This window comes from Paenibacillus sp. PL91 (assembly GCF_012935325.2).
Classification (GTDB): domain Bacteria; phylum Bacillota; class Bacilli; order Paenibacillales; family Paenibacillaceae; genus Pristimantibacillus.
In genome coordinates, this window is the sequence record NZ_JABBYG020000002.1 from 446,320 (window position 1) to 472,233 (window position 25,914).

Annotated in this window: 40 protein-coding genes, 2 tRNA genes and 1 pseudogene; 13 read left to right on the forward strand and 30 right to left on the reverse strand. The window is 46.4% G+C overall.

Annotation, left to right across the window (positions count from 1 at the left end; translation table 11 throughout):
* Positions 1-20: 20 nt before the first annotated feature.
* Together HI950_RS07395 and HI950_RS07400 are read left to right on the forward strand one after the other, a co-directional pair.
* Complete coding sequence (locus HI950_RS07395) at positions 21-194, forward strand: YjfB family protein (protein ID WP_169083223.1); 174 nt, start codon at positions 21-23, stop codon at positions 192-194.
* A gap of 217 nt (positions 195-411) precedes the next feature.
* The gene (locus HI950_RS07400) at positions 412-579 is read left to right on the forward strand and encodes an aspartyl-phosphate phosphatase Spo0E family protein (protein ID WP_169083224.1); all 168 of its coding nucleotides are present in this window, start codon (positions 412-414) and stop codon (positions 577-579) included.
* Positions 580-612: 33 nt separating this feature from the next.
* On the opposite strand, the gene HI950_RS07405 is transcribed toward HI950_RS07400, so the two are convergent.
* On the reverse strand, positions 613-963 hold the full coding sequence (locus HI950_RS07405; protein ID WP_169083225.1) for a hypothetical protein: 351 nt from the start codon (positions 961-963) through the stop codon (positions 613-615).
* A 232-nt stretch (positions 964-1,195) separates the two neighbouring features.
* Here HI950_RS07405 and HI950_RS07410 point away from each other — a divergent pair.
* Positions 1,196-1,271 (forward strand) — tRNA-Val (locus HI950_RS07410).
* Between the two features lie 165 nt (positions 1,272-1,436).
* A complete protein-coding gene (locus tag HI950_RS07415) occupies positions 1,437-2,390 on the forward strand; it encodes an S-layer homology domain-containing protein (protein WP_169083226.1) in 954 nt (317 codons plus the stop codon).
* Positions 2,391-2,452: 62 nt separating this feature from the next.
* On the opposite strand, the gene HI950_RS07420 is transcribed toward HI950_RS07415, so the two are convergent.
* The 3 genes from HI950_RS07420 to HI950_RS07430 form a co-directional block, all read right to left on the reverse strand.
* Positions 2,453-3,139 carry a uracil-DNA glycosylase gene (locus tag HI950_RS07420; RefSeq protein WP_169083497.1) on the reverse strand — a complete coding sequence of 229 codons (687 nt, stop codon included), beginning with the start codon at positions 3,137-3,139 and terminating at the stop codon, positions 2,453-2,455.
* 48 nt (positions 3,140-3,187) lie between these two features.
* Positions 3,188-3,676 carry a hypothetical protein gene (locus HI950_RS07425; RefSeq protein WP_169083227.1) on the reverse strand — a complete coding sequence of 163 codons (489 nt, stop codon included), beginning with the start codon at positions 3,674-3,676 and terminating at the stop codon, positions 3,188-3,190.
* Between the two features lie 132 nt (positions 3,677-3,808).
* Complete coding sequence (locus HI950_RS07430) at positions 3,809-4,207, reverse strand: RDD family protein (RefSeq protein ID WP_169083228.1); 399 nt, start codon at positions 4,205-4,207, stop codon at positions 3,809-3,811.
* A 230-nt stretch (positions 4,208-4,437) separates the two neighbouring features.
* Here HI950_RS07430 and HI950_RS07435 point away from each other — a divergent pair, with 230 nt between their 5' ends.
* Positions 4,438-4,959 carry a hypothetical protein gene (locus HI950_RS07435; protein WP_169083229.1) on the forward strand — a complete coding sequence of 174 codons (522 nt, stop codon included), beginning with the start codon at positions 4,438-4,440 and terminating at the stop codon, positions 4,957-4,959.
* 99 nt (positions 4,960-5,058) lie between these two features.
* Here HI950_RS07435 and HI950_RS07440 read toward each other — a convergent pair.
* The 18 genes and pseudogenes from HI950_RS07440 to HI950_RS07525 form a co-directional block, all read right to left on the reverse strand.
* Positions 5,059-5,166, reverse strand: a pseudogene (locus tag HI950_RS07440) (excalibur calcium-binding domain-containing protein); the annotation flags it as partial.
* A gap of 1,185 nt (positions 5,167-6,351) precedes the next feature.
* The gene (locus tag HI950_RS07445) at positions 6,352-6,663 is read right to left on the reverse strand and encodes a helix-turn-helix domain-containing protein (protein ID WP_169083230.1); all 312 of its coding nucleotides are present in this window, start codon (positions 6,661-6,663) and stop codon (positions 6,352-6,354) included.
* A 63-nt stretch (positions 6,664-6,726) separates the two neighbouring features.
* Positions 6,727-7,215, reverse strand: a complete 489-nt coding sequence (locus HI950_RS07450) for an HK97 gp10 family phage protein (RefSeq protein WP_169083231.1) — start codon at positions 7,213-7,215, stop codon at positions 6,727-6,729.
* A gap of 21 nt (positions 7,216-7,236) precedes the next feature.
* Positions 7,237-7,503 carry a DUF2577 family protein gene (locus tag HI950_RS07455; protein WP_169083232.1) on the reverse strand — a complete coding sequence of 89 codons (267 nt, stop codon included), beginning with the start codon at positions 7,501-7,503 and terminating at the stop codon, positions 7,237-7,239.
* On the reverse strand, positions 7,503-9,080 hold the full coding sequence (locus HI950_RS07460) for a tape measure protein (protein WP_169083233.1): 1,578 nt from the start codon (positions 9,078-9,080) through the stop codon (positions 7,503-7,505). The genes HI950_RS07455 and HI950_RS07460 overlap by 1 nt, the downstream gene beginning before the upstream one ends.
* Positions 9,077-9,484 carry a hypothetical protein gene (locus HI950_RS07465; protein WP_169083234.1) on the reverse strand — a complete coding sequence of 136 codons (408 nt, stop codon included), beginning with the start codon at positions 9,482-9,484 and terminating at the stop codon, positions 9,077-9,079. The genes HI950_RS07460 and HI950_RS07465 overlap by 4 nt, the downstream gene beginning before the upstream one ends.
* Positions 9,481-9,855, reverse strand: a complete 375-nt coding sequence (locus tag HI950_RS07470) for a hypothetical protein (RefSeq protein WP_169083235.1) — start codon at positions 9,853-9,855, stop codon at positions 9,481-9,483. The genes HI950_RS07465 and HI950_RS07470 overlap by 4 nt, the downstream gene beginning before the upstream one ends.
* A gap of 52 nt (positions 9,856-9,907) precedes the next feature.
* Entirely contained in the window at positions 9,908-10,240 is a 333-nt protein-coding gene (locus HI950_RS07475) for a hypothetical protein (protein WP_169083236.1), read from the reverse strand.
* Positions 10,241-10,267: 27 nt separating this feature from the next.
* Positions 10,268-10,435 (reverse strand): hypothetical protein, encoded by a 168-nt coding sequence (locus HI950_RS07480; protein WP_169083237.1) that lies wholly within the window; start codon positions 10,433-10,435, stop codon positions 10,268-10,270.
* A complete protein-coding gene (locus tag HI950_RS07485) occupies positions 10,435-11,055 on the reverse strand; it encodes a hypothetical protein (protein WP_169083238.1) in 621 nt (206 codons plus the stop codon). Before HI950_RS07485 ends, HI950_RS07480 begins: the two co-directional genes overlap by 1 nt.
* Positions 11,045-11,476: a hypothetical protein gene (locus tag HI950_RS07490; protein WP_169083239.1), complete on the reverse strand. Its 432-nt coding sequence runs from the start codon at positions 11,474-11,476 to the stop codon at positions 11,045-11,047. Before HI950_RS07490 ends, HI950_RS07485 begins: the two co-directional genes overlap by 11 nt.
* Positions 11,476-11,871 carry a cold-shock protein gene (locus tag HI950_RS07495; protein WP_169083240.1) on the reverse strand — a complete coding sequence of 132 codons (396 nt, stop codon included), beginning with the start codon at positions 11,869-11,871 and terminating at the stop codon, positions 11,476-11,478. Before HI950_RS07495 ends, HI950_RS07490 begins: the two co-directional genes overlap by 1 nt.
* Positions 11,872-12,371: 500 nt before the next feature.
* The gene (locus tag HI950_RS07500) at positions 12,372-12,587 is read right to left on the reverse strand and encodes a hypothetical protein (RefSeq protein ID WP_169083241.1); all 216 of its coding nucleotides are present in this window, start codon (positions 12,585-12,587) and stop codon (positions 12,372-12,374) included.
* On the reverse strand, positions 12,577-12,966 hold the full coding sequence (locus HI950_RS07505) for a hypothetical protein (protein WP_169083242.1): 390 nt from the start codon (positions 12,964-12,966) through the stop codon (positions 12,577-12,579). The genes HI950_RS07500 and HI950_RS07505 overlap by 11 nt, the downstream gene beginning before the upstream one ends.
* Before the next feature lie 132 nt (positions 12,967-13,098).
* Positions 13,099-14,037 carry a cyclic nucleotide-binding domain-containing protein gene (locus tag HI950_RS07510; RefSeq protein ID WP_169083243.1) on the reverse strand — a complete coding sequence of 313 codons (939 nt, stop codon included), beginning with the start codon at positions 14,035-14,037 and terminating at the stop codon, positions 13,099-13,101.
* Positions 14,038-14,500: 463 nt separating this feature from the next.
* Entirely contained in the window at positions 14,501-14,728 is a 228-nt protein-coding gene (locus HI950_RS07515; RefSeq protein ID WP_169083244.1) for a helix-turn-helix domain-containing protein, read from the reverse strand.
* A gap of 236 nt (positions 14,729-14,964) precedes the next feature.
* Complete coding sequence (locus HI950_RS07520; protein ID WP_187768046.1) at positions 14,965-15,306, reverse strand: hypothetical protein; 342 nt, start codon at positions 15,304-15,306, stop codon at positions 14,965-14,967.
* Between the two features lie 823 nt (positions 15,307-16,129).
* Complete coding sequence (locus HI950_RS07525) at positions 16,130-16,429, reverse strand: hypothetical protein (RefSeq protein ID WP_169083246.1); 300 nt, start codon at positions 16,427-16,429, stop codon at positions 16,130-16,132.
* An 84-nt stretch (positions 16,430-16,513) separates the two neighbouring features.
* Here HI950_RS07525 and HI950_RS07530 point away from each other — a divergent pair, with 84 nt between their 5' ends.
* Positions 16,514-16,693, forward strand: a complete 180-nt coding sequence (locus HI950_RS07530) for a hypothetical protein (protein WP_169083247.1) — start codon at positions 16,514-16,516, stop codon at positions 16,691-16,693.
* Between the two features lie 70 nt (positions 16,694-16,763).
* Here the strand turns inward: HI950_RS07530 and HI950_RS07535 are convergent, their stop codons facing one another.
* From HI950_RS07535 to HI950_RS07545, 3 genes are all read right to left on the reverse strand, one after another.
* Positions 16,764-17,063 (reverse strand): hypothetical protein, encoded by a 300-nt coding sequence (locus tag HI950_RS07535; RefSeq protein WP_169083248.1) that lies wholly within the window; start codon positions 17,061-17,063, stop codon positions 16,764-16,766.
* A gap of 96 nt (positions 17,064-17,159) precedes the next feature.
* On the reverse strand, positions 17,160-17,504 hold the full coding sequence (locus tag HI950_RS07540; RefSeq protein ID WP_169083249.1) for a hypothetical protein: 345 nt from the start codon (positions 17,502-17,504) through the stop codon (positions 17,160-17,162).
* A gap of 13 nt (positions 17,505-17,517) precedes the next feature.
* Complete coding sequence (locus HI950_RS07545; RefSeq protein WP_169083250.1) at positions 17,518-17,874, reverse strand: hypothetical protein; 357 nt, start codon at positions 17,872-17,874, stop codon at positions 17,518-17,520.
* Between the two features lie 142 nt (positions 17,875-18,016).
* On the opposite strand from HI950_RS07545, the gene HI950_RS07550 reads away from it, so the two are divergent.
* The 6 genes from HI950_RS07550 to HI950_RS07575 all read left to right on the forward strand — a co-directional run bounded on the left by HI950_RS07550 (position 18,017) and on the right by HI950_RS07575 (position 21,103).
* Positions 18,017-18,256 (forward strand): helix-turn-helix domain-containing protein, encoded by a 240-nt coding sequence (locus tag HI950_RS07550; RefSeq protein WP_169083251.1) that lies wholly within the window; start codon positions 18,017-18,019, stop codon positions 18,254-18,256.
* A gap of 117 nt (positions 18,257-18,373) precedes the next feature.
* Positions 18,374-18,559, forward strand: a complete 186-nt coding sequence (locus HI950_RS07555) for a hypothetical protein (protein ID WP_187768047.1) — start codon at positions 18,374-18,376, stop codon at positions 18,557-18,559.
* A 258-nt stretch (positions 18,560-18,817) separates the two neighbouring features.
* A complete protein-coding gene (locus HI950_RS07560; RefSeq protein WP_169083253.1) occupies positions 18,818-20,041 on the forward strand; it encodes an FtsK/SpoIIIE domain-containing protein in 1,224 nt (407 codons plus the stop codon).
* Positions 19,974-20,585, forward strand: coding sequence for a replication-relaxation family protein (locus tag HI950_RS07565; RefSeq protein WP_169083254.1), 612 nt, complete (start codon positions 19,974-19,976; stop codon positions 20,583-20,585). Before HI950_RS07560 ends, HI950_RS07565 begins: the two co-directional genes overlap by 68 nt.
* A 76-nt stretch (positions 20,586-20,661) precedes the next feature.
* Positions 20,662-20,901, forward strand: a complete 240-nt coding sequence (locus HI950_RS07570) for a hypothetical protein (protein WP_169083255.1) — start codon at positions 20,662-20,664, stop codon at positions 20,899-20,901.
* 1 nt (position 20,902) lies between these two features.
* Positions 20,903-21,103, forward strand: coding sequence for a hypothetical protein (locus HI950_RS07575; RefSeq protein WP_169083256.1), 201 nt, complete (start codon positions 20,903-20,905; stop codon positions 21,101-21,103).
* A gap of 35 nt (positions 21,104-21,138) precedes the next feature.
* On the opposite strand, the gene HI950_RS07580 is transcribed toward HI950_RS07575, so the two are convergent.
* The 5 genes from HI950_RS07580 to HI950_RS07600 all read right to left on the reverse strand — a co-directional run bounded on the left by HI950_RS07580 (position 21,139) and on the right by HI950_RS07600 (position 24,052).
* A complete protein-coding gene (locus tag HI950_RS07580; protein ID WP_169083257.1) occupies positions 21,139-21,519 on the reverse strand; it encodes a hypothetical protein in 381 nt (126 codons plus the stop codon).
* Between the two features lie 253 nt (positions 21,520-21,772).
* Positions 21,773-22,759, reverse strand: a complete 987-nt coding sequence (locus HI950_RS07585; protein WP_169083258.1) for a tyrosine-type recombinase/integrase — start codon at positions 22,757-22,759, stop codon at positions 21,773-21,775.
* A gap of 202 nt (positions 22,760-22,961) precedes the next feature.
* Positions 22,962-23,036: transfer RNA gene (locus tag HI950_RS07590), tRNA-Leu, on the reverse strand.
* 231 nt (positions 23,037-23,267) lie between these two features.
* Complete coding sequence (locus HI950_RS07595) at positions 23,268-23,600, reverse strand: YolD-like family protein (RefSeq protein ID WP_223285158.1); 333 nt, start codon at positions 23,598-23,600, stop codon at positions 23,268-23,270.
* 263 nt (positions 23,601-23,863) lie between these two features.
* Positions 23,864-24,052: a hypothetical protein gene (locus tag HI950_RS07600; protein WP_187768048.1), complete on the reverse strand. Its 189-nt coding sequence runs from the start codon at positions 24,050-24,052 to the stop codon at positions 23,864-23,866.
* Between the two features lie 1,242 nt (positions 24,053-25,294).
* Here HI950_RS07600 and HI950_RS07605 point away from each other — a divergent pair.
* On the forward strand, positions 25,295-25,489 hold the full coding sequence (locus HI950_RS07605) for a hypothetical protein (protein WP_169083259.1): 195 nt from the start codon (positions 25,295-25,297) through the stop codon (positions 25,487-25,489).
* The last annotated feature ends 425 nt before the right edge of the window (positions 25,490-25,914 follow it).

Below are 25,914 nucleotides of genomic sequence, written 5' to 3' on the forward strand. Positions count from 1 at the left end.
ATTGAAGTAGGAGGTGTTATATGGATATTGCAGCTGCATCGATCTCGATGAGCCAGAACAGCCTTATTCTTGCGAAAAATATCCGTGTCTTGTCGTTAGCCAAAGAGCAGGCCACACTGCAAGGACAAAACCTTGTACAGATGCTGCAAGGCGCTCAGCCTCATTTGGGACAGAGCATCGATATACGCGTTTAAACATGTACCCCCAAAGGCAAGAATTCCTTGGGGGTTTTCCATCTCAATTTTTTGAAAATGTTTCAGAATAAACGTATTGGTGTAGTTAATCAAATACGAAGGCTACTATTTACAAATTTGTTCAATAAACTAACAATTTCCTAATTATTATTTTCGAAAAATTCTAACAACCTTCGTTTATTCTTATAATCACAAATGAAAAGTTGGAGGGGTTAATATGGAACACTGTTTTTATCAGAAAAAAATTGAAGAAGTGCGTGCCGAAATGGTCCTAATTTTTGATGCATGCAACAATTTCACGGATCAGGCAGTTGTTAAAATCAGCCAAGAGCTTGATTATCTCCTCAACGAATATTCAGGCTGCTTGGCCAAATCAGAGCGATAATCAAGCTTTTTAAACGTATAGGTGAAAACCTTTTTATTTTGCGTAAAACTCAATAGCGTTGCTCTCATCCTTGAGAATAGCAAAAATGAATTGAAGACCAGGAGTAACCCATTCTTCCACTACTTCCGGTACTGTAAAGTCCAGATCAACAATTGCGCTATCCCAAATTTCGATGGAATCTTCTCTGCCTAGTACATTTAGAAACGATAATTTAAAAATCATCGGATCTCTCTCGTCATCATAATGCTCAGACACTTCGAATCCGGTAAATTGCTGCACAACTATCTTGTAATCTACATCATTTTGCAAGTGGACGATACCTGATTTGCCAATCAAATGTTGAACTGCCTTTGCGAACTGATTGTGAATGTCGTTATTAAACATGTGAAATGCCATCTCCTGTCGATGTATCGGTTATCGTATCCTATCGCATGTTAAGCAAAACGCTTGCGCTTCGTAAAGCATTATAACCCTTTGCTTATTAGCTCTGCAATCTGGCGGCGTTGACAAATGATAATCGCATGTAGAAAATCTCATTTATAATTCCTTAATAAATGTTCCAAAAAGTGTTGACTTCACTTCCTTATCCTGCTATATTATTAATTGTCGCTAACATGATCTGGTAGCTCAGCTGGGAGAGCACTATCTTGACAGGGTAGGGGTCACAGGTTCGAACCCTGTTCAGATCACCATAACTTAAACGTCGAAAGCCTTGTATATCAAGGCTTTTTTTGTATTTATTTTTCTAACACATTTTAAGCGTCCCTCACTTTTTAATGTTTTCTTGCGATTTGCAACAAATTGACTTATTATTGCGTCAAATAAGTGCTGCAGCAAAAAAACGAAGAGGTGACCGTATGAGAAAACGATCGATAATAGTATTGACACTGGTTGCAATGATGCTCTTCACGCTTGGACAAACCGTCTGGGCATTTAAAGATGTCAAAAATGATGTGAACGAGCAAAAAATCGCCGAGCTTAAGAAACTAGGCATATTAAGCAACAATAAAGAGGATAAGTTCAATCCGAAGGGCAAGCTCACTTACGCGGAAGGCGTATCATTGATTGTAAAAGGGTTAGAGCTCAACATCGATCATATTCGCTTCATTAAAGAGCCTAAAGCAAGCGATTATTTCACTAACCTGAAGGACAATGCCTGGTATTCGCAATCGTTTATCATTGCTAACCTTAACGGACTTGAAATTCCGAAATCGGTCAAAGCTAATGATGTCATGACTCGCGAGCAGTTCGCCCATCACTTGTTCAAAGCAATTTTGACGAAAGGCGATTATGCCTTTATCGAAATTTATATGATGCTTGGGGATGAGGCTGACGTTAACAAGGATTACATGGAAAGCATCCAAAAGCTGCTCATTAGCAAAATCGTTACACTGGATAGCTCGAACAAGTTTTATCCTAAAAAAGCGATCACGCGAAGCGACGCCGCAGGCTGGCTCTACGATGCCATTACATTCGTAAAGGAGACGACTCCTATTCCTGAATTGCCAGAACAGCCGCAACTAGACCTTAAGCTTGCTGTAACTGCCGTAAATTCCGACATCAATAAAGTAACCATCAGCACGCAAGTGCCGCATCCTGGTTACAGCATCCGGATCTCTTCCATTGGCTTTGAAGGAGACCAAGCGATTATTTATGTCGAAACGATTCTCCCTGATCCAGATAAAATGTATCCGCAGGTTGTAACCGATGTTCAGGTTTCGACCTACGTAGACGCAAAGCTAAAACCTGTGCTTCCCCAATCCGCTTCTTCTAGCGATGCATCCACAGGCAGCGCGATCATCGCCGAGTAATAGGAAAGTAAAAGGCTTCTCCAATGGTATGAGCAATCGCTCAGTCATGGGAGAAGCCTTTTTTAACTGCTTTTTAGTTCTGATAGCATCGGTATCGTCCAGTCAATAGGCTCGCTTCCAATCGCCTCTAGAAAGGCATTCGCCCTTGAGAAAGGCTTACTTCCAAAAAAGCCCTTGCGAGCCGCAAACGGGCTTGGGTGCGGCGAGGAAATAATATGATGCTTCTCCCTATCAATATGAACGGCCTTCGACTCTGCGTGCTTGCCCCACAGCATAAATACGACAGGCTTGTCCCTTTCATTCATAGCCGTAATGATCGAATCGGTAAATCGCTCCCACCCTAGTCCTTGATGCGAGTTCGGTTTGCCCTCCTCCACCGTAAGCACCGTATTAAGGAGCAGTACGCCTTGCTGCGCCCAAGATATTAAACTGCCATGGTCAGGAATCGGTGCGCCAACATCCGCCTCCAGCTCTTTGTATATGTTCTTTAAAGAAGGCGGCACCTTCATGCCCGGCTGCACGGAGAAGCTAAGTCCATGCGCCTGCTTAGGACCGTGATACGGATCCTGTCCCAAAACGACCACCTTCGTTTGTTCATAGGATGTATAGTTTAGGGCATTAAAAATATGCTGCTTTTCTGGGTAGACCGTCATCGACTTATATTTATCATCAAGGTAATCAAGCAGCTCAAGCAGATACGGCGCTTTAAGCTCTTCTTCTAACCGCTGCAACCAATCGTTATTCGGCATTATCGTCACAAGAACTCCTCCTTCTAAGCTGTACAGATGAAAAACGCCCTATTCTTGTTTATCAAACCAATTAAAATAGTATTGATTAATATATTGTCCAGCTAACATATAAGGAACAGTTTCTTCTTCAACGAACGTTTCTCTGCCTCTGATGCTAAAATAAAGCCATAGGGCGATTCCTTCAGAGAAAGCCTCAACGTTATATTCCGCACCGTTCAACAGATTAGAAATAACGCCCATGCAGCTCTCAATTGCGGCTTCTCCTTCTGGATGGTGCGCTTGGAGCTTTATTTTCAGATAGGAATAAACATAAGGAAACTCCTTGCTTCCCGACAAGACTGTGCTAAAAAGCGCAGTCGAGATAGCAGCTGCCATAATGCCCGTTTTCCACTGCTCTTTGTTTTCTAATAAAAAATGATCATCCTTGAACCTATCGATTAGATCGTGATATAAAGTATCCTTTAACGAAAACACTTCCGCATATAAACGGCGCGAGCTTTGCTTAAGTGAAGACTCCTCATTCTTATGCTGTTTCATTCAACCGCCTACTTCCCCTATTTGCTCAAGTATTGCGTTACAGCTTCTAGTTTACTTCATTCAAATTGAAGAAAGCAAAAGGTTTGCAATAAAAAAAGCCGGCTGCGTTAGACGCTGCCGGCTTCACTTGCATTAAGAATTGGCATGAACAACTTCTGTTCCCGCGATAAAATCATGAATGGCCCGCTTATCCTCTCGCATACCAACCATAAAGGCGCTGACGATGGCTGCAATACCCAAAGTTACTCCGTATATTAGCCCGCCTACAACATGTCGCAGCAGCATCGTTCCTAGACCAGGAGGAGAACCGTCCAGCTTTCTGATCTGAATCCCGCAAATCCGCTTTCCAATCGTATAGCCTCTCCAAAAGACAGGAAGCAAGAGCGTATAAAGGAATGAGATCACATCCGTGAAATATTCTCTTCCCTCCAGTCCTCCAGTAATAAGCAATGAAATAATAAATAAAGGAACACCAACAATAATACCGTCCAGCAACGCAGCTCCTAATCGAATCCAAAATCCTGCATTCATGTTTGAAATCCCTCCAAAACAAGTAATATTATTGCTTCAATTCAATAACCGGACTGCAAATGAGTTTATCGCTTATCATGTAAGGTGTATGCGTGAACCAAACTCATGTATGCCTATTCGTAAGATTAACCATCATATTTTTTGACTATATTAAATGTAATGTACAATCATTGATCGGATTTCAAAAATGCCGTGTCTCAAATTTCTTATTGAAGGAGATTTATAAACTCGTGGATTCAATCAAGGATCTATTGATAAAAAAAGCCTATGACAACCCTAGCTTGAGACAAAATATACTAAACAAAGGCATGATCTGCCTATATTGCGATTACGCTGGTTTCATAGCTCAAAATGTATATGGCGTTGCATGCTGCTTTGTCTACAACCGAACCGTACAAGTTACTGCTAAGAAGCTTCTTTTAGAACATGATGAAGGCTCAAATTATGGAGAATTACTCGCTATCCTTTACAGCATTGAAATACTTACAAAAGCATTAAAGGAACATCAGCCGAAGCTTGCTTTCATATTTACGGATTGTAGTCGAATTGACCACATTTTATCGAGAGACCGCTTACCAAATCTGTATTATGAAAATGCTAGAGTTGAAATTCTAGCTTCGCTACATCGTTTAAATATGATGTTCCCAGAGATTGAAGTTAAAGTAAAGTATATGAGCAAGCACAAAAAAAATAATCCTTTGCATAGGTTAGCTCATAATGCAGCGAGACAAGCTGCAATTAAGAAAGAGTAGCACAAACACCCCACTACTTATCCAAAGAAAAAACCTCCTTCGCATGCATCTGATTAAGCCAGATATTGCATGCAAAAGAGGTATTGTCGAAGCGAGGGCTTAACGCTCGCATGCAATCAAACCTTTGTCACGATCACTTTTTTTATTGGCATCATAGATAGCCTGTGAAACAAAAGGCTTATATTTCGTTTTCCCACACTTCCTTTTCCTTAAACTTTATTCACTTTTAGCCGCACAAAAATACTTAATCCTCGATCATTCTAATCCCACATTTTTATCCAAGGATATGAATCTGTATCTACTATATTTAAGCAAGGACAATGAAAAAACCTCCTTTGCTTCTACCTGATTAATCAGATATTCCAAAGGAGGTCTTTCAGCTTCTAGAGCCTTATGTACTTCGTGAAAACCATTGAAATCTCAAGGTTTTCGAGGTATGCCGAGGACGGGAATCGAACCCGTACGGTGGTCACCCACCGCAGGATTTTAAGGACGCTCGGATAGGCGTGTGGGTAAAAAGGCTTGTCCCACAACGTTATCCGGCGTAAATCCCACCGCTTTATTAGGCACGTTCGCATAATACTTTTCGGATGCTTGGCGTAGGCTTAAACGGAGGCTATACGATACCGCGCTTTATTAGATACGTACAGCCGCGCTTTTCCCTCGTAATCTACGGACAGTATAACGCAAATAATAAGCTCAACGCAAGTATAGAGCATCGTATCTTTCGTTGGTGCGGCGTTTTAAAAGTCAAAGTGTTTTTTAAATACGTTGATTTCTCGTTGACCAAGATCGACCGCTAGTAAGTATGGCCTTGGGGGTCACGCACTTCACCGCGCTAAAGTATTACGCATCCCAAACGCTTCATCGCGTTAAAGTATCGCAGATAGTAACGTGAGAAAACGCGTAACTCACTTTAGCGTGCTAAAGCTCCATGCGGCGTATAAATATGCATTGATGCGCGGTAATTTCGGGAAATAATCGTTTCTCAACGGAATGAGAATGGCGTAATAGCGCGGTTTTTGAGCGATGCATAAAACGTGTATAAACGGGGACCCTCTTCGCGGCATATGGCCGGCATAAAACCGCGTAACGGCGGGCTTTTTTCGATGCGCGTGTGTTGGTACATATGTACAAAATTCGTATTTTGCGCGTATGTCTATGTATATTTATGCATTTTAAAAAGATACTTGACAAATTGCAATCGATACTATTCGTTCTCAATGTCCAATTTGCTTTAGTGCAGTAAAGCGTCTCTAAAAATTTCGAGGGGGACGCGCATTTCGAGCCGTCAGCAGAAAATTTCGCAAAAAGTACAGTTTTCGGACACCCAAATTAAGCGTTAAATCCCCGTCACGTCAGTATATTTGCGGGTTTTTCGTATATTTCGTATCACGGTAGTAATCCGACTAAGCCGAGGACCTGCGTTAGGTGTTTTGGATCGGCTACAACGGCGTTTATTGAATTGTCGATCGGATACATGACGTTAAATCTCCGTCGTGTAGCGCGTATAAGCGCGTTATAGAAGTCCGGACGCTGTCTCCAACGATAGAGCGTGCGTACGCTGATTCCGAGCTCCTTCGCTGTATCCTCGTAATTCTGTCCGACTCTAAGCGCCATTAATTCGATCGCGATGTAATGTAATTCGCCGAGCGGCGGAACGCGTTTCGGGTAATTTCCGCGTTTTTTCTTCCGTTTCTCCATGATAACACCTCCGTAACCAAAAATAAACGGAGGCCAGCAGCGCCAGCACTCCGTTTTAGTTCATTAACGCCGCCGCGGACGGAATCCCTTTCGCCTTAACGTCGATTCTATCTCGCGTTCGATATCTGCGGCCCATTTCTCGGCGTTATCCTCTAGTGGTTGGTCGATAAAGCGCGGTATTGTACCGTCCGTTGTCGGGTTTTTAAACTTTTCACCGTGCTTTTCCGGATATACATCGTGCAGATAGGCCGCATAATCGAACCGCCTACCTCCGCGCATCTCGATAACACTCGCGGATATCTCGCCGCTAATTTCGCCGTTACCCTCGGTCAGCTCCGTTTTAATGTTGCGACGGAGGGTGCCCTTTTCCAAAGGTGCTAAGTCGGTTGCTTCGCGCTTCCACTCCATTAGAACTTCACGCGTTCCTTCTTCGCTGCCCTCCGTTATTGCGTCCTCTAAGCGGCGTTGATAGCCGCGGAAGAACGTACCGAGAATACGCTGTGCTATCGAAGCACGTCCGCTTAGATCAACCGTTATGCGATTTGAAGCCATGGAATCACGCTCCTATTCGTTTTAATACCGATCGATCATCGCGTAAGCATTTCCGCCTTGCATTCCGATAACGAGTACGCGATCGCCGACTTCTAGCGCGCCTTGTAAGCGTTGCGGAATCGCGATATCGTCCGAATCGAGCTCGAGTTTCATGTCGTCGATTTGAACGCTAAGCTCCGGTGAAATTGCCTTTACCGTGGCCCATTCCGGCTGTGTGTCGTTATTTGAGCCGATGCGTTTAATTAGGCTGTGGAGTTTGGAGCCTGGTCCGCCTTCATCAACAAACATTAGTACGCACCTCCCATTGCGTTATCCGCACCTTTAATCATGCGGTATAACTCCGTTGCGATTTCGTTTATATCCGTGTCCTTACGGACGATGAACGTATTGCCGGTAACGTTGACAGGTCCGCTCGATCCCCCGCCGTTTCTATAGTCGCGTGCGGCTGCTCTCGGCAATACGGCCTCGTCGCGGTGTAAAATCGCCGGATAACCGTTGTACGGAACGCGCGACAGTCCGCCCGACTCCTTATGCTTATTGGCTTTCGCGAAGAATCCGTCCATACCCGTTTTTCCATCCGGAAACTGCGCTTTATCCTGGCCGACGAACGGTATCGACGGGAACTTGTCCCATACGCTTTTTACCCAATCATTAGCACTACGTTGTGCAGGACGCGTCACACCTTCGGCTGCCGTAATCGCAGCAGTAGCGGCTTTAAGTGGAACCGGTCCTGGCGTTACTACACCGACAGCAAGTCCGGATAATAGCGGATGGTCCTCGATAACTGCGTTCAGTCCTTGCAACGCGCCGCCACCGATCGCCCGACCGATATCCATACCGATATCACTAAGTTTTGTTAAATTTCCTTCTGATCCCGCCGTACTAATCATCGTATCGATTAATCCTTGCGTTGTTGACGCAATCATCGTTTTACCCGTAGTATCGTACCAAGTGTCCCAACGCTTTTTCATATCGTCTAAGACTACGGTGATCTTATCCGCAAATGGCAGCTTCATGAACGCCTCGTTTTCAAGGTAATTCACGCGGATGTAATCGAATGCGGTCCGAAATCCGCCGGCCACGTCTTTTAGTATGCCGCTACCGAACCTCGTAATCGCCGCGCTATTCCTATCGAGCCAAACGTTAATATCGCGCAACATCGGCTTTAATTCTTCGAGCGCGCCGAATCCCATATTACGGAAGGCTACGCGAGTCTTATCAACCGTTTTGTTGTATAATCCGAGTGCCGTTTGTCCTTGCGAGAAGATCATTTCCTGCGTGACTCCGTATTTTGTAAGCTCATTATCAAGTGCGGCAAGTTGTTTCTTAAGCGGAAGGTTTTTAATTTGGTTAAGTACCTTCTTTGGCATCTCAAACCGTTCGGCCAACGATACAATGTCTCCGCCTGACAATTCACGGAGGGCAACTGCGGCGCCTTCTATGCCTTGTGCGGGGTCCATGACCGCCAAACGTTCGCCGATATCAACGAGTCCTTTTAACTCGCCTATATCCTTCGTCATTATCGCGAATGTGCGTGAAGCAGCCATAAAATCATCGTCGCTTAGTACGGATTCTGCGCCTTTCTTTTGAATGTAGTCGTAAAATCCTTTCGCAGCGACCTCGTTCCCCTTAAAGAGCGCCGTCATGTTCATTGTTGCCATTTCGGATTTTGCTGCAGCGCCGATCGTACTGTTAAGTAGCTTCACCGCGCCGGCTGCTCCGCCTGCTACGCCAGTAAGCGCGCCAACTCCTGCTGTGATTTTAGTCAGTTTCGAACCGAAATTTATGATGTTAGATGTCGCACTACGTAGAGGCCGGCTTAAATGATCCACCATCCTCAAGTGCCCGATCAAATCGAAGCTCATTTCGTTCCAACTCCTTTCATTAGGTCTTGTGCTGTAAACTTGTAGTACTTCATACACGCTTCGGTTGCCTGGTCGAAATAACGTTCAACTCTACGCCATTCTCGCGCGTCATCCTTTTCTACTGCGGTAATGGCCGCCCCGATCCCGCGTCTATACGTTTGAAGCCCGCTGACTAGCTTAGTGAGCGCCCTACGTTGTGCCATGTGCGGAAAGCGGACTGTTTTAAGCTGCGCGATCCCTTCGGAAAAGGCTACGTCAGCCGCACGCATAGCCTCCGTAAACTCCGCTTTTGTTTTCTCGCCGCTTACTAATCCGGTAAGGAGAAGTGCGTAATAGGTACCGCTGTACGCAGCCATGTCGCCGCATATAGCGCTCACCTTCGCGTATTGTTGTTCAGTTGTCATCCCGCCACCCCTTCGCTATTCCAAAAGTCAACTGACGCCTGATAAGCGTTGTCGAAATACTTATCGGTCACTTCCCACCGTTGTTCTCCGCTCTTCGCCGTCTCTATGGCCGCCGCTATTCCCTGACGGAACCTTCGGAGACTTTCGATAAATTTAGCGAGCGCCGCGCGTTGGGAAGCTTCCGGAAAATCTATACGGCGTAGCTCCGCAATTCCGTCCGAATAGACCTCGTCTGCAATGAGCATCGCGTCGATAAATTCTCGAACCGTTATCTGCTTAAAATGAAGCGCCCATGCATGTTTGGAAAAATATGCGCCACTATGGTCCGTGATTGGTTTGATAATTTCGTTGGTCTTATCATATAAGTTCACTCGCTATCCCTCCGTTCAAATAAAAAGGAGCCCGCGAAGGCTCCTCGTTTTTCTATTCATCGCGCAGACCGTCGATGTCCCTACGCTTGAACAGTGCCAGCACACGCGTCTTATGACGTAAATATGCGGCAGCCCACTCCGGTCGTTTTGTAGCCTCTGCCATATTAAACAGTCCCGACAAAGTATCGAGGTTTGGACGGTGACTACTTACGTCAACACGAACAGTCTCCTCTACTTCAACTAGGTGACCCGTGATATCAATTCGTTTTAGAGTGTAGATGTACTCCCAGTATGGCGCGTCAATATCTACGCTTTGTGCCAGTTCAATTACTTGCTCATCATCCATAATGATTGTTTTGCCCTCATCTGTTGTAAATACCTTCATCTTTTATTCCCCCTGTATTTTATCGTTCTATTCAGTCACTTTTACGTTCTCCGTCAATTCGTTGATGATTTGCTTTACGCGAGCGTATTCCATACGATCTTCGATCCGCCCCGTCTTGCGTGCTTTCTCGCGTAGTGGCTGCAGGTGCTTCTCCGTAATCTCTGTCATTGCTGACGATTTATCGGTTTTCTCCATTATTTCTCACCTCGTTTTACGTACTGAATGCTAAGTGGAGCCTGTTCACGAGCGAGAAAACGCAAGTCGTCGTCCTTGATGTAGTATTTATTTGAATCTTCGGCACGATGGAAATCGCAGTCAGGGAAACTATACGCGTACTTTCCGCGGCCGTCCGTCGGATGTAACGCCCAAATAGCTGCAGTCTGTTCCGCCTTTAGTTCGTTAATCGCCCCTCTATACGCCATAAACGCGTCAATGTAAGCTAATTTGGCCGCTAGAAGCGACTTTGCAGCCGGATCGACCTTCGCTTTTTTGAACGCTGGCATAAACTCTTCGCGCCAGGACCTCGAAAGCTCCTCCGGAGTTACATTACCGACCTTTAGCGTAGAGGAGACGGTGTATTCGCGTTCCTTGCGCCGGTAAACTTTCTCTGCTGCGTCGATACGATCGGATAGCGCATCCAGCTCGGCCCCCGCATCGATACCTTTTTCTACGGATTGGCGCAGCTTCATCTCATATTGCGCTTTTAGCTCGCGTACTTCCGCTTGAGCGGCGTCTTTTTGCGTTAGAATGTCCTGGACTTTGGCGAGATGCTTCGCGTCCTGTTCGCGGAATTCCTGTAGTTTTTCAAACTTCATATTCGTAATCCCCTTTTACGTAGTTTGTAATCGTATTTAGCGTTGAAACTAAAAAAGCCCGCCATTTCGGCGGCTCTCTGCGTGGCTCTATCGGTTCAATCGCGTACAATTCGCGTAAAATATCCGCGCTCTGCTCGATGTGCCGGCGTGTCTCGCGTGTATCGGATGGATGTTTGATCGTAGCGAGCACGCCAGGACGCGATAGCGATTCCATATATAGCGCCGTATTCGACGTCCATATCTCCGACAATCCGATGTTATGCGCGGTCGATAGCGATTTAACAGTTAGCAGCGCGGTATTAACGTCGCCGCCTTTTACGGTCATTCCGTCCATTAACTCGCCGGCCTCGTCGTACAATAGAGCTACTACGAATGGTGACGCCTCGACGTGTTCGACGTTTACGACGAAGAGCGTCCGCATTAGGCGCCGTCCTTTACGAGCTGCACATCGACCGCGCACACTCTGCCGTGTCTGTCCGTGCCTTCTTCGTATGCTAGCGTGACGCCTTTGCAGATAAACGACGCGTTGCCGTCTATGACCGCGGTAACGTGGAAAAATACGTCCTGCTCGCCGATTTTGCCGAATCCCTTGCCCGCGTTGAAATAGCGGACTTTATCGATGTGCTTTGACGAGCTCACCGGTTGATAATCCGGTTCTCGACGTTCTACGGCTGCCTTACGTTCGCTGAATCCGAGTGACGGACCAATTCTCGCGTATACTTCGGCCATTTCTGCTTTCGGTAACCCGTCCCATACGGCTGGCTCATGTTGGCGCTGGCCAAATGCTGGCAATCTCGATTCATTTCCGTTACTCATTGTCTTGATCCCCTTTTAGTTTTATTTGATCTTAATAACGATGGCGCCATCATACGGATGTGCCGGTCACTTACACTATCGCCAAACGTGAGCACGCCGGCTATCTCGCCCGTTGTAGATTCAACGATGGTCACGCGTTTCAAGTACGAACTTACCGGCTCTATCGCGGATACGAATAACAACGCGGTCACCTCCGAGTTTTGATGACGCAAAGTTCGAAGTAGCGGCACATCTCTCCGCCATCGTCACGCCAGTATTTACAGCGCGGGTCCGTCTCCGTTTTTAGTTGCTGCATGAGCGTACATGTTCGATCCGGCTGTATGTAGCTGCAGTATCGCGTTGCTTGATCGGCTCTATCGTTGATATCGTTCACCTCCGAAAAACTGCGCGTATATGGTACGGTTTCCCACGTTTCTGCCACATTTTAGACGCGCCAAAGAAGCACCGAGTACAATACATCCTCCGCACATAGAACGTCTTATATGACGGTAAAATCGCGTTTAGCGCTCAACGTTTACGCCGAGCAAGTTAATCGCCGATCGTTTACGTTTTGACGGTACGCTGTATTGAATCGCGATAAGCTCGCCGCCTTTGTGGTACGTTGCGAATTGGATAAAGTCCGGATAGCTGCGGCGTATCTTCGCTATAACTTCGCGATCCTCTACGTATGCGGACAGGGTATCGCTATCGAGGCGCCATAACGCGTTATTGTACATAGCGGTCACCTCCGTATTGAACAAACGTTTTTTCGTTGATCGCGTACTCTTTCGGCCAGCTACCGACGCTGATTGCCGCGCTAATGAAGAAGTAGACGGCGCCGCGTATCTCCGGCTTAGTCACGCCCCAGTTCGTTGTCGGTGAATACTCGCGGCAGCATAGCGTTGATAGGCGCTCGATCATCGCCCAGAAGTTCGCCGGCTCCATCCGCGCTAAATGTTCCGGCGCGTTGGCTTGCGTCTCGACAAACCCGTTTATACGCGCTAGTTGAACGGTTCGCTCTGCACTGTCGATTACGTATACAGCGAGCTTAAGCGGCCTTTTGTCTTCGCGGTACGTGATTAAAGTGATTCCGTTGTCTTGTGCTACGGTTGTCATTCCGTATCTTCCTCGTCGCGTGCCGCTGCGGTCTGCGCACGTCTTCGTATTGGAGCCCGCGTATTCCCAGGCGGTTTAATGTCCAGCCCGTAGGACATAAAAATAGCGCTTCGGGCGTGTTTGCCTTCGGCGCTAATTAAAATATGCTTTTGTTGCTTGTAACTGCTCCGCGTTTCCTCCGAAGATGACTCGCGGGTTGATTATAATACGGTAGCTTCTCGTATCATGCGGATTAACTGCCAGCATAAAGACAGGCTTATCGTCCAGTTTCACCGCATGCAATGCCGGTTTTAACCGTTTGGAATCGCGGCCCAGCTTTTCGGCTAAGCTTCCGAGCTCCATCGGTATCAGCCGATCCGTTACCCTCTCCGTCGGGTTCTCACATACTAAGTTTGTCGCGAAATTAATGTACGGCAATACTTCGTAGATGAGCGCAAGCTGTTTAAGTTTGCGGCCGTTATACTGTACGTAAAGATCGCGAATCGTCTTTCGGTACATGCGAATGTGCTCGTAATCGCCGAGATAATACGGAGAATCCTCGACCTTTCCGCGATAAAATACGGTTGGATTAACGTAAATGTCGCCGATTTCGTCTATGCGAATAATGCCCTCGTCGCGCAACTTTCCGAAAAAGGTAGTAAATGACGGTCGGCTGACGTTTAACATTTCCGCAAGTCCTCGGCGCTGGATTGGCTTGCCGTTATCGTGTTCCAAGCGGCCCTCGCGGTAACTTACGTATGTACCAACAAACATAAGCCGCGCCAGGTCCTCGCCGCTGTTGAGCGTATTAAAGCGCGTATCGTACCGGTTAAGGTGCTGAAACATCGCCATTACGAATCCGCCGTTGTCGTCGCCGTGCTGTTGCATTACTCCCATTGAACGGTAAGCACGAACCTGGGCGTCCGTTGTCGCGGTCGGTAGCGAGATTTGAACCGTTTCAGCATAGTCGGCAACCTCCGGAATGCCGCGAAGGGCCTCGCGAATTGCGTCCGCTTGCTGAACGTGATGGCGCTTCTCAACTCGGGTAAGGTTTCTCCACGCTGTATGTTCTGATTTAAAATCGATCGCCATCGGTTCGGCCTCCTAGTTTGAATGAGATAGGTTACTTTGACTTTACACTTTTGCGGAGATAGGTTACTTTGACTTACACACCGAAAACCCCGAAACCCCATACGTGGCGCGGCTTCCCGCCGATTTCGGCTCGGCTGACCCTAAAGATAACCTTATTCTCTCTTAAAGGTCCACGCGGTAAAATATATACGAGTGTGAACGGGTAACACCTATTACGTTTGCTCGCGTTCGGTGTAAACACCGTTCGTTGAGCTAAAGGCTCTCTGCCGAGGAAAAGCGCCTCGTCACTCACCCATCCGCGCAAAAGAAAAACCGGCGCGTCTGGACAGTGTTTTAACTGCGTTTCTTCCTTACGTTTAGGGATAACGCGGTAAATGATAAGCCGGATACGCGAGACGGTTTTACTCGCGGATTCGTAGGGCTTGACCTTTGTTCACGCTGATTCAATGAATCGACGCGAACACTACGTTATACGGGTATCCTCGTACATGGCGAGAAGCCGACGCAGCTTGTCCGGAGTTAAATCTAATACCGCGATAAACCGGTGACGGAATGCGTCGGTGATCGATCGCTGACCGGCCTCGATGCGGAATAAATGCGATTCACTTACGCCGACCATGGACGCCATTTCCGCGAGTGATTTACGGTGCAATTCGCGCAGCCTTCGGATTACCGTACTATCGATGTTCATAGCGCTCCCTCCTTCCAGTAGTGTCAAGATTTCTTGCTTAATGCACAAATAAAAACGCCATCATTCCGGCTAGGCATCGCGGACAATGGCGTATTAGTAACGTCATAACGAAAAAACTCGGCAATACCCGTAGGCAACGGGCGCCGAGTTCGTTCTGGATCGCGATGAATATCAAGCGTTTGCGCAGTACACTTAATATCTCCCTCTCCACTTAATACAGATTTTTCTTCCATGAACTATTCGAGCCCGACAAGCGTACGCCACGTTGCTGCGCTGCTCCGACCTTTCGTCCACTTCTCCGCCTTCGGAAACGCTTCGGCCCTAACATCCCAAACGATATCTAACCAACATACGCTAGGCTGGCGCTGTTCGTCGCTACTTTCGGGAATCCACACTTTAACCGCGTGTGACTCGTCTCCGTCCATCGTTGGCCGCGAACCAGTGACGCTATTCCCGTCGTTACGGATATCGGATGCATGCCGAACGTGTTCCTCGACATCTGCGACTAAAACTTCGTAACGGGCAGTTCGCTTCGATTTCGTGGCCTCACGCTTGTCCTTGAAGTCTTCGACGTTCAAGTACGTACCATGTGTCCGGAATCGAGCGTTCGCTATCTTCTGTTCGGCCGCGCAATCCACACAACAATACTTACTTCCACGTTTACCGCGGATATAGAGTGTGTGACAGTTCCACGCAGCACAAACCGTCCGCGGATCGTCCTCGTCTAGAGTCGGCTTATATCCGACCGCATCGAATTCTTTCGCTTCCCATTCGCTACGAGTCCGAGTTAGGCTTTCCTCTTTTTCGCGCTGCCTGTCGAGCGTTTCCTGGACGTACAGAAGTTTGTTCCCCATTACTTCGGCCCAATACCAAAACACGCTACTCTCGACTCGTATCGCCTTATCGTTTGGACCGATGCGGAGATTCTTCGTGATTAGGTCACGCATTTCAATTTGGCGAAGATAGGATTCCGTTACGGCGGTGTACTGCAGAGCGAGATAGGTTAGCCTCGTAGTCTTGACCGTGACCTTACCTTTGGCCACTTCGCGAAGAATATCGATCGCTACCTTTCGCTTACTTGCCGGTGATACGTACTCAACATACACCGGTGTACGACGTCTTTCTAATGCGATTGCTGATAACATACGGATTCCCCCAAACGGTTATTTAGCGCCGACTCTACAACGCTAGGCATCCATTCGAGTCGTGTCTACTAACCGCGGTTCTTCCTCGTTATCGCCTTGATTATATCGCGTGTATGATCTACCGGACAACCCCTTTCTAAAATTATTTACGATAAAATGAAACGTATGTTCGCATCCCCCGTATTACCCTACATAACGGAAACAAAACGCTCGACAACGGTCCTACCCGAAGCCGAGCGCGCAATGTACATACGATTCAAACAGCGGTCGCTAACGGTTTTTGTTTCTTTGTCGCCATCCAGCGTATAAAAGCAATTGCTTCCGAAGGAAGGTCCGCGATTTCCTCTATCGATCGTGCCGGAATATCGAGATCACATATGAAGCCGCACTCTTCGTAGAAACCTTCCTCTAACGCTGGCCTGACGTAGAAAAAGTCCAGCGTAAAATTGTTAGGTATAGCTACCACATCGTCTGCAATCAGCAATCCCTCGTCCTCATACCGATCTATCACACCGGAAGTAACCTCGTAATACCCAAAGATAAGCGCTTTTTTCACCCTCGTATCATCTCCTCGTAATAAAATAGAACGCCGCCTATCCGTTGTTCTTATTGGCGTAAGGAACGGATAGGCGGCGAGGTAATGCGAGACACGTTTGCACACGCGCCTCCTACGATCGCGATTGCCGTCGTGACCGGTAAAGCACGCAAGGTAGCGGTCCCTAGCCGTTTGCAGCCGGCGGGCACTTGCGGTCCAAGCGGTTGCAGCCGCCAGGGTACGAAAAAAGACATACGGAATAACACGCTCAATAAATTGGCGTAAATTAAACGGTTATCCGCGACGACGGAAGCATAGCGCGCTCCCTTCGTTTCGGCCGGTTACCATCCGGCACTTATTCAAGCGGAATATCAAACGCATCGAACTCTTCGTCATAATGGCGAGTAAGCAGCTCATAGGCGCTAACCTCCGTCAACCGGCGGTACAGGTCCGCGATGAACACGAAGGTAGCTTCGGCCTTGATCGAAACGACGAAAGCTTCGCGGACCTGTAGGTACTTCCCGACATCGGGAACAACCGCAATTAGTAAAGCGAATCCATCAGCAACGTATAAAGCGTGCGCGGCGTCAGGCAGCAGGAATCCGTCATAGTTCGATTTGGCTGCGCTAATTGTAATCGGTGTGAGATGCGTCATCGTAACGCACTCGAAATCAAGCAACGCGTTATTTCTACGATAAGTTCGGCGATGATCGATAATACAAGGCTGCGACGGTTACGGTATACACGAGTATTAGTTGGCATTGGCGATTGAATAGCGTACATGCGGATAACCTCCTCTTTTTACGATAAAGCCGAGCGCGGATAATTGGGCAGGCGTTGCTTCTGTACAGCCGGCTACTACGTTACGATCTACGTCGGGCAGAATGCGGTGAAACGCGCCTGGTAAGACTACGATTTGCTGGCGATAAGAACCGGAACGCGCGGGGAAAGACGGATTGCAAAACGTGACGATTTTGTTGCCGGAGCGTCCGCAGATTACGAAGCCGATCGTATAAGTGCGATAGATACTTACGGAGCCCTGTTCGAATGATCCGGACTTAACGTTGAAGCGGTCGATTTTAAAAGTAGTTGTCATAAGTGAATACCTCCTAAATGGATTCGATTGTGAGCGTGACATTAAACTCGCGACGTTGCCGTTCTACGAGACTTGTTCGGGCCTTAAAACTTTCTTCGACCGGTGGAAAGTGCGTAGCTATCATGTAATGAATCGGACTAATACGTTTAATTTCTTGCTTTACAACGCGGCGCTTTTGCAATGTATCCTGCAACCGTTTAGCGTAACGATAACCGCCTAATACGCCGAATTTATCGTTCTCCATCTCGTGGTAAATTGCGTTTACCTCGCGATCGAGTTCGGACATACGACGATTCAATTCCGCCTGTACGTCCGTGATGCTGGCGTGTAGGCTGCGGAGTTGTTCGAACATTTCGTCGGCTAGTGACAATCGCGAAACCTCCTTTGATATTAGCTTGTCCAATTGACCGTTAAACGTTCATCTTCATGTAAAATATACCACCTGACCGTTAAACGGTCAATAGATTAATAGGAAATATTTTCGTATACTTATTTATGGAGGTGACTTGTGAGTGGATTGGAACCAGAATCCGGTTAATTTACGTTGCAATTTAGGTGAACTACTTAAGCAAAAAGGCATATCCGCTCTACAGTTATCGAAAGACCTTGACCATAGGCGCTCCACGATAAATGATTTAATTAATAATAAGGATATAAGCACAAAACGTATTCCTGCGCAGCTTATAGCGAGGATATGCGCTTACCTTGATGTAACACCTAACGAACTATTTACCATCATACATACGGAATAAGCCTCGTTCATTGAACGGGGTTTTTATTTCGCGCATATTGAACGTTTAACGTTCATAACCTATATCACTACCGCAGGAACGTAGCTGCGGAATATTCGCATAAGGAGCGTGTTCGCCTTGATGACGTATGTAACGATCGGCGCAATCGTGATCACCACAACGCTATTAGAGAAACGCAGCCGTGACGCCGGCAATACGGATGGAGCTTTAACCGCGCGTAGGTTCGGCCGCTACTTCCTGCTCGGTTCCGGCGCCATGATCGCGTATGAGTGGGTCACGGGTATGCTGGCGTTAATACTTTAAACCGTGGTACGTACCACGCACTTCGGACGATGGAAACAACAACTCGAATTGTCAACGAGTGTACGTACACTCATTCCGTTCACCCTTCCGCTGCTATCCGCCCGCCCTTGTCCGCTACCCTACCGTTATACATTCCGATTACCGTACGCGCACCGAATAAATGAACGGAAATGTCCGAATCGCGCGGCGCCTGGCTTTGGGCTCGTCCGCTACCCTTCCGTTTCCGCGAAAGAACTATAGGTTTTAAAGGAGGCCACCATGATATTTGAGATTGGATTTGGGTTATTGTGTGGATCATTATTAACATCACTTCACTCTCTCCCTTTCTCTCGGTCCTTTAAACGTAGCAGGCAATTCGTAGCCGCCTGTAAGACGCTGGGCCTGTCGGTCACGTATGGCGCTGACGTAGCGCTCCCCACCGTCAACGCGGAGTATAAGCATCCGTGGGGCGAACGTTACCTCGTTAACCTACCGGCCGGCTTATCGTCCGCGAAAGTCATCGATCAGCAGCGCGCACTCGCCGAAGCACTCCGCGTTAATGCCGATGATATGGAAATGCGCTACGATAACGGATTAATCATCGATATCATAACCGCGAAGATGCCGACGAAGGTTGCGTATCCAAACGTAAACCCAGGTTTACAAACGTACCGCGTATTCATCGGCGTTAACCGGCGCGGGGAACAACGGTTTTATGATTTTGATGGACCATACGCCCACCTTTTAATAGCGGGGATTAGCGGCGGCGGAAAGTCCGTCCTATTGCGCGCGATCCTTACTCAACTCGTGACCGGCTCATCAGCGGATATGTATCTTTCAGATTTGAAGGGCGGAACCGAGCTCGGCATATTCCGCGACCTGGCTTGCGTGGCCGGCTTCGCCTCTACGTTACCGGAAGTGCGGAATACGGCGGCTGCCGTTGAGTCCGAAATGATTCGCAGATACGAGGTTATGGCGGCTAATGGTTCGCAGCAATGGGCGGGTAATAAAACGATATTTGTATGCGATGAGCTTGCGGACTTTAAAACGCGGGCCGGCGATCCGGAGGCAAAGCTTAAGAACGAGATTAAATCGATCATAACGCGCCTATCCGCTAAGGGCCGCGCTGCTGGCGTATTACTCGTACTCGCTACGCAGAGGCCAAGCGCGGACATCGTAGACGGCCTGATTAAGACGAATATAGCCGCGTCTATCTGCTTCCGTACACGCGATGGCACGCAAAGCCGCATTGTACTCGATCATGACGGAGCCGCTGCGCTACCGGACGTACCAGGCCGCCTCATCTATCAGACAGCGCATGACGAAACGCTGCAGGCTCCGTATTTGACGGCAGAGGACGCGAAACGGTTGATTGCGGAGTTACCAAAGAAATTATGCCACGTGGCACAAATTGAAAAGGAGGAGGAATCGCGCCATGTCGTTGACGATAAACCGTACGCAAGCGAAACTAGCCCGCTGGATAGCGATATTACATTCTTGTGACCGCTTCGGCTACCTCACGACCTCGCAGATACAGCGGCTCCATAACCTCGGAGGCAGCCGGAATACTACGCGCATCCTGGGCGATATGAGCGAGTTTTTATCGTCCTTCCGCGAAGGCGAGACGGTATGGTATCTGAACGCGCGCGGCCGCAAGGAAATCGGCAGCCAAACGCAACGCCGGCGCACTCTTCATGTTAACCATGCGATTATTCGTAACGAAGTGTACGTCGCATATCGGCCGGAACAATGGCGCGAAGAGCATACGGTTAAATGGGATGATAAAACGTTGATTGCGGACGCCCTATTCCGCGCGAAGGCTGGCGGGCCGTTTACGTTCCTCGAAGTCGATAACACGCAGGCTATGGCGCAGAATGAACGTAAGATCGGATTATACCGCGAGCTCTGCGCGACTGGACGGTGGCAGGCGAAGAACGGTCCTTTCCCTACGATTATGTACGTTACGGTGAGCGAGTACCGGCATAAGCGATTGACGGCGTTGTTGCACGGGATGGACGCGAAGGTGCTTACAATTGCGGATTTATGACGTGCAGAGCCCGCTGATACTGGCGGGTTTTTGCTTTCCAGTTTATACTAATACATATACATACGGAGGTGTTTACGTGGAAATAAAGGGCGAGGTTAAAGAAGTATCCAAAACAAACATTACCGCGAATAAAGAAGCTAAGACTGCAATCAATTTTTACGGAGTTGCGGGTATTATTTTTATTGTAGTCGGCGTCTTTATGTTAATATTTGATAATATCTATTCGGGAATAACAATAGCGGCTTTAGGGTTTTTAGTTATGGGAATTGGTGAGATTCTTCGTTTTTTGAACAAAATCAGTAACAGGTCTCTATAATATGAAAAAATACGCAGGATTCCGGCAATTAACAGCATCAGTACATTTCCATACGGCTGCTCTCGATGAAGCTATCGTGCTCGCGTTTCAAGACAACGAACTAATTGGAGATGGGCGGATCGAGGAAATCACTGAAGATACAGTAAAAATAAGTGATGAGCACTTTATGCGCAAAAATTGTACATTCGTATACGCAAAATAAAAAGCCCTGGCTCTAGGGCTTTTTATTTTTTTATATTACCTTAAACGCGTTGTACGTAGAAGATTACTAGTTAAGCCGATTTTTGGGTTGTTAAGTGCATTCCTTAATTGTAATCTTGTGTTAACCGGTGCAGGTGCAGGTACATTCCATGTATTCTCCATAAGAATTGCTGATTTCGGAGGTATATTATATGACGCGTATGAGGTGACTTCTGTAACATGCAAACTGTCGTTAGGATCAATAAAAACTTGAAGATGGTTTCTGACTTGCACAGGTGTTAAATTTGTACGTAATGCCCAAAGAGAACCTTGAACTCTTTCCGCTTCCCCTAGTACATGAATAGCTTTAATTAAAAAAGTGTAATCTTTGCGAGTTTCGGGCGAGTTGAGATCGTAGTTTATATGTAACAATCGCATGCCGACACCCCTCCTTATTAGCAGTCACTCTCAACGAGTGCTAAATACATTATAATGGAAATATTATTAACTTTCAACTGTATATAGCGAAAAAACTAAATTCCACATCTATATATAGAGAGTCCCAAAAACTCTAATCGCAAAAAAAAGCGCGGCCACTAACGGAACATACTCCGCTAATGACCACGCCTATTAAAATCGTCGTTATCCGGACCGTCCAACGAGACCGCCGCGCTAAATGCCCTCTCTAATCTTATAAATACAAATTCTCTAGTGGTGAATGACGTTCGTGTTTAATCGATATATCCGACGAAAACAAGCGGACGTAAGTTCTGCACATATCTAACGTAGAGTGACCGAGTATAATCTGTAATGACAGCGGATCGCCACCGTTCATAACGTACATTTTCGCCATCGTATGACGAAACGTATGCGGAGACACGCGCACACCCTTAATACCTGCAGCAACGCCAATTTCCGCGATAACTTCCTGCATTGTGCGCGTCTTGATCGGAGTATTATCGATGTTAACGAATAGAAAATCGTGATCAAGTAAGCCGCGTATATTAATGTACTCCTTGAGATGACGTTCAAGTGTGCGTTGAAACGGAACGTAACGCTCCTTCCGTCCTTTTCCGTAAACTTTAATTCGCCGCTCGCGCCAATTGATATTCGGTATCGTGATACCTTCTGCTTCGGAAATGCGGACGCCTGTTTCGAGCAAAACCATCATAATCAAAAAATTACGGTAGCCGGTAAACGTCTGCTTATTTGGCGCATCAAACATCGCTTTGACCTGTGGTTTGCTGAACGTTTCAACGATACGCGTTTCCGATTTTATTTTAGCTACGCGATCAAACGGATTCTCCGTAAGGAAGCCTTCCGTTGACATATAGTTGAAGAAAGCGCGCCAGCCTCGTATATACTTATCGACCGTAGCATCTACCGCGCCCTCCTCACGTTTTGCGAGAATACATTCATGAACGTGGTCATGCGTGACGTCAATCGGCTTCTCAACGCCTTGGTGCGCCATCATGCGCGTAAGCATCGACAATACGTCTTTATAGTACGTAACTGTCGTATCTGCTAGATTCCGTATTCTACAATTTCGCAGGAATGTCGCGATCGCTACGTCAAACTCTTCGGACTCGGCCGCAGCCTTTACCGCGTCATAACCGCTAACCGCTATCGTATTCTTTCTCCGTACTGGACCGGTACTGCTTCGTTTACTTGCGGACATAGAAAAAAGCACCCCTTCGCGTAATAATCGTTTTTCAACGAATAAAGCGCGGTTACGAGGTGCTAATTCCGCCTGCTAATCGGTTAGGATCGCGCAGGATTATGTATTTCGCGTGCCGTATAATACCGTCTATTAACGTATGCTTATCGTAGGCTTACCGCTAGGCAAAACGTTGATATAACGGGCATTTACGTAGGTATGCCGAGGACGGGAATCGAACCCGTACGGTGGTCACCCACCGCAGGATTTTAAGTCCTGTGCGTCTGCCAGTTCCGCCAAAAGCTTGATAATACTGGTTTTTTCAACACTTGCCTTCTCTAGCTACACAGAACCCGTAACAGCATTTTAATAAATGTTTAGGTCTAAAATCCCTCAATCCTGTGTACTGGTTCAAAGATACTCTATTATCCATTCCCTGTCAATCTCAACCAATACCCTACCTTCTTTCAATTGAAATTGTTTCAAGCCTAATTAATTCACATGTATAAATCGATTGTGTAACTCTAAATCATACATCCTCAACCTTAACTCCTTCAATATCCCTAATAAGGAGCCACTCACCATCAATCATGAACCGACCTTTCAACTGGTCTACCCTATTCACAACGCCAACCACAGTAAGCATCTCAGTTATATGGAACATCCGAACACTTATTTCCACACGATGTTGCATCGACTCAGCAACCATCCTTGAAATGTCTTCCCACTCTTGTTCGTCAAGATCAATCCGCTGTCTTTTCTTCATTTCTCGATCATATTCATTTAATGCCACCTTATGTTCAGGAAGCATCATCCTAGATGATTCCCACATCCCATTACCTTCAAGTTTTTTCCTCATCATTTCACCGTCCTTTTCATAGGTGCTATCATTATATACGAACAAATGTTCTCTTAGCAATCTTAACTCATACTACGTAACGAATAAGTCAGTTGTGATCTTTCAATCAATAAAAAGAAAGAGCCTAATAAGATTCCACCCCCATTAGACCCTTTACTTCATCCAGTTTAATACCTCAAACATCTTCTCGGAAAAATTGAACTGACGCTCTACGTGACATTGTCTGTATCACACTCATACGAGTCACCTAAGCATGTTACAAGCGCCTATGCACCTCTAAGCATTACGTTACAACGCAAGTAATATAATCCACCAACGACTTCAACAGCATCATCATCGTAATCAGCGACCACGCACACCTCTTCGAACTCACCGCCTACCCATACCTCAATCTTCTGTTGAAAGTAGATGCAGTTTTGCAGATCAGCATCAGTTCGTATCTCGTTGTCCTTCATTCCAGCTTCAATCCCTCTCCTGAAGCAAAAAAAGCACCGCTAAATCAAGGACAGTTTTGTCCTTAAGATAGCAGTGCTTCTGCTTGTGGTTTATTTAACTAACAATAATTTACACAAAATCCACTGAGTTTTCAAGACACTATTTTTTCATTCATACATATTAATCATTCAGGCGTTAAATAAAATAAATAATTATAAATCAATTCATATATTAAAGTCAAATATTTTCTTGAGTTTTCTGATGTAGCAGTTTATCATTCGATATATACCCTCACATAAGGCAAACGATACAAAAATCCTATTATTACTTATTCCATAGAAAGGAGCCTTAACCAGGATGTTGCTGGTATCGTTAAATGGTAACTAATCTATCGTTTAATTTGGAGGTGAACAATATTAGATCAAATACAACCCATCTCGTTGAATTACCGTTCCCCATGCATCCAATGTCCAATAAACGACGTGCTAGGATGAACTTAATTCGCTGCAACCCTGAAATCATTTCAGTGTATAGCGACTCATCCTCCATCGTAAATAGCAATGTTGTTGGACTAGCTGGATGCTTTTCTGGGAATGGAAACTCCTATGTAGCAGCGGATAAACAATATCTAGCTTATGGGAACGAGACATTCTATGGTGAATTACTTGCTGTGTCCCTTTGTTTAGGTATATTACCCATAATGCTTAGTGATTATCGAAGTCTTCTTCTTCGACCAAGTAGAGTCACTTTGTACACTGATATGGAGTTAATTGGTAGGGTGCAAGATGGAACTATAGTATTTAAGAAATCGCATTATGATGATGCTGCATCAGACCTTCGAAGATTGCTCGCTGAAGTGCGAAGTGATTTCCCATTCGTGGAGATCAACGTCGAATATCTGAGTAGAAGTCTCAGGCAAGGTAACTCCTACTACAAAGCCGCTCATAAAGCTGCTAGAAGGGTTATTGGAAAGTAGTCAATCACACAACTATTACGGAGGTGATGAAATGCCGAGTCCTTGGTTCCTTTACGGATGCCTTATCGGGGCTATTGTTTACACAGTCTACTTGCTATTAAAGCGCAGATATGAGCGCCGAAAACGCCATGAAGCAGAGGTTAAGCTTTTCATGAAGTCACTGATGACACCTCAATCTGAAGAAAGCAAAGTCAGGGGCAAGCAAGCTATAGAATTTCTTAAAAAAGTAAGAGAGTCAAGTAAAGCTAATAGAGATGATACTAATGAGAGGGAGGAATGAACATAAATGTCCGACGAACCGCACAACAAAGAAGAACGTAACACTGCTTTCAAGGAATTTATTGAAGACAACAAAAACGCAGTACGATCACACTCAGATTCACAGCCTAAGTCAATCAAACCAGACGACGAATGGGCTGAAGAACACGGGTGGACTGAGATGCATGAAGGATTGCAATCGAAGTTGAAGAAAGATGATTAACAAACTAAGAACATACAGAAGCAAGGAGGATATGTATTTGCCTTCTGATCCCCTAAGTTTGATGGACTCTGACACACTTCCTCCCATCTATTTCTTCTTACTGGGAATGGGTGTTGCGCTTATTGCCATGCTTTTGTATTACCTGTTTAAACGAAACAAATAACCCGATGGAGGTGTGGGCATGCCCCCCCATAGTAATGACAGTGACTGGATAGACGAGTACGACTGGCATATAAAGCGCAGAGAAACAAATGGTTATAAGCGTATAAAATTCGATGCGATTACGATCCAAAGTGACTACTGGGAGTTGTGGGACATTAATACTGAATGTAGACGAAAAAGGAGCATTGAACCACTCAATAAACTAAATCTGAAAATCCCAGCTTTTCACTTCTCTACAACTGAACACAGATTAAGGAATTACG

What these genes read in the sequence shown, in the direction of transcription:
- HI950_RS07395 (WP_169083223.1), top strand. Translation starts at nt 21, where the DNA reads ATGGATATTGCAGCTGCATCGATCTCGATGAGCCAGAACAGCCTTATT.
- HI950_RS07400 (WP_169083224.1), top strand. Translation starts at nt 412, where the DNA reads ATGGAACACTGTTTTTATCAGAAAAAAATTGAAGAAGTGCGTGCCGAA.
- HI950_RS07405 (WP_169083225.1), bottom strand. Translation starts at nt 963, where the DNA reads ATGTTTAATAACGACATTCACAATCAGTTCGCAAAGGCAGTTCAACAT.
- HI950_RS07415 (WP_169083226.1), top strand. Translation starts at nt 1,437, where the DNA reads ATGAGAAAACGATCGATAATAGTATTGACACTGGTTGCAATGATGCTC.
- HI950_RS07420 (WP_169083497.1), bottom strand. Translation starts at nt 3,139, where the DNA reads ATGCCGAATAACGATTGGTTGCAGCGGTTAGAAGAAGAGCTTAAAGCG.
- HI950_RS07425 (WP_169083227.1), bottom strand. Translation starts at nt 3,676, where the DNA reads ATGAAACAGCATAAGAATGAGGAGTCTTCACTTAAGCAAAGCTCGCGC.
- HI950_RS07430 (WP_169083228.1), bottom strand. Translation starts at nt 4,207, where the DNA reads ATGAATGCAGGATTTTGGATTCGATTAGGAGCTGCGTTGCTGGACGGT.
- HI950_RS07445 (WP_169083230.1), bottom strand. Translation starts at nt 6,663, where the DNA reads ATGGAGAAACGGAAGAAAAAACGCGGAAATTACCCGAAACGCGTTCCG.
- HI950_RS07450 (WP_169083231.1), bottom strand. Translation starts at nt 7,215, where the DNA reads ATGGCTTCAAATCGCATAACGGTTGATCTAAGCGGACGTGCTTCGATA.
- HI950_RS07455 (WP_169083232.1), bottom strand. Translation starts at nt 7,503, where the DNA reads ATGTTTGTTGATGAAGGCGGACCAGGCTCCAAACTCCACAGCCTAATT.
- HI950_RS07460 (WP_169083233.1), bottom strand. Translation starts at nt 9,080, where the DNA reads ATGAGCTTCGATTTGATCGGGCACTTGAGGATGGTGGATCATTTAAGC.
- HI950_RS07465 (WP_169083234.1), bottom strand. Translation starts at nt 9,484, where the DNA reads ATGACAACTGAACAACAATACGCGAAGGTGAGCGCTATATGCGGCGAC.
- HI950_RS07475 (WP_169083236.1), bottom strand. Translation starts at nt 10,240, where the DNA reads ATGAAGGTATTTACAACAGATGAGGGCAAAACAATCATTATGGATGAT.
- HI950_RS07480 (WP_169083237.1), bottom strand. Translation starts at nt 10,435, where the DNA reads ATGGAGAAAACCGATAAATCGTCAGCAATGACAGAGATTACGGAGAAG.
- HI950_RS07485 (WP_169083238.1), bottom strand. Translation starts at nt 11,055, where the DNA reads ATGAAGTTTGAAAAACTACAGGAATTCCGCGAACAGGACGCGAAGCAT.
- HI950_RS07490 (WP_169083239.1), bottom strand. Translation starts at nt 11,476, where the DNA reads ATGCGGACGCTCTTCGTCGTAAACGTCGAACACGTCGAGGCGTCACCA.
- HI950_RS07495 (WP_169083240.1), bottom strand. Translation starts at nt 11,871, where the DNA reads ATGAGTAACGGAAATGAATCGAGATTGCCAGCATTTGGCCAGCGCCAA.
- HI950_RS07500 (WP_169083241.1), bottom strand. Translation starts at nt 12,587, where the DNA reads ATGTACAATAACGCGTTATGGCGCCTCGATAGCGATACCCTGTCCGCA.
- HI950_RS07505 (WP_169083242.1), bottom strand. Translation starts at nt 12,966, where the DNA reads ATGACAACCGTAGCACAAGACAACGGAATCACTTTAATCACGTACCGC.
- HI950_RS07510 (WP_169083243.1), bottom strand. Translation starts at nt 14,037, where the DNA reads ATGGCGATCGATTTTAAATCAGAACATACAGCGTGGAGAAACCTTACC.
- HI950_RS07515 (WP_169083244.1), bottom strand. Translation starts at nt 14,728, where the DNA reads ATGAACATCGATAGTACGGTAATCCGAAGGCTGCGCGAATTGCACCGT.
- HI950_RS07530 (WP_169083247.1), top strand. Translation starts at nt 16,514, where the DNA reads ATGCGAGACACGTTTGCACACGCGCCTCCTACGATCGCGATTGCCGTC.
- HI950_RS07535 (WP_169083248.1), bottom strand. Translation starts at nt 17,063, where the DNA reads ATGACGCATCTCACACCGATTACAATTAGCGCAGCCAAATCGAACTAT.
- HI950_RS07540 (WP_169083249.1), bottom strand. Translation starts at nt 17,504, where the DNA reads ATGACAACTACTTTTAAAATCGACCGCTTCAACGTTAAGTCCGGATCA.
- HI950_RS07560 (WP_169083253.1), top strand. Translation starts at nt 18,818, where the DNA reads ATGATATTTGAGATTGGATTTGGGTTATTGTGTGGATCATTATTAACA.
- HI950_RS07565 (WP_169083254.1), top strand. Translation starts at nt 19,974, where the DNA reads ATGTCGTTGACGATAAACCGTACGCAAGCGAAACTAGCCCGCTGGATA.
- HI950_RS07575 (WP_169083256.1), top strand. Translation starts at nt 20,903, where the DNA reads ATGAAAAAATACGCAGGATTCCGGCAATTAACAGCATCAGTACATTTC.
- HI950_RS07580 (WP_169083257.1), bottom strand. Translation starts at nt 21,519, where the DNA reads ATGCGATTGTTACATATAAACTACGATCTCAACTCGCCCGAAACTCGC.
- HI950_RS07585 (WP_169083258.1), bottom strand. Translation starts at nt 22,759, where the DNA reads ATGTCCGCAAGTAAACGAAGCAGTACCGGTCCAGTACGGAGAAAGAAT.
- HI950_RS07595 (WP_223285158.1), bottom strand. Translation starts at nt 23,600, where the DNA reads ATGATGAGGAAAAAACTTGAAGGTAATGGGATGTGGGAATCATCTAGG.
- HI950_RS07600 (WP_187768048.1), bottom strand. Translation starts at nt 24,052, where the DNA reads ATGAAGGACAACGAGATACGAACTGATGCTGATCTGCAAAACTGCATC.
- HI950_RS07605 (WP_169083259.1), top strand. Translation starts at nt 25,295, where the DNA reads ATGTCCGACGAACCGCACAACAAAGAAGAACGTAACACTGCTTTCAAG.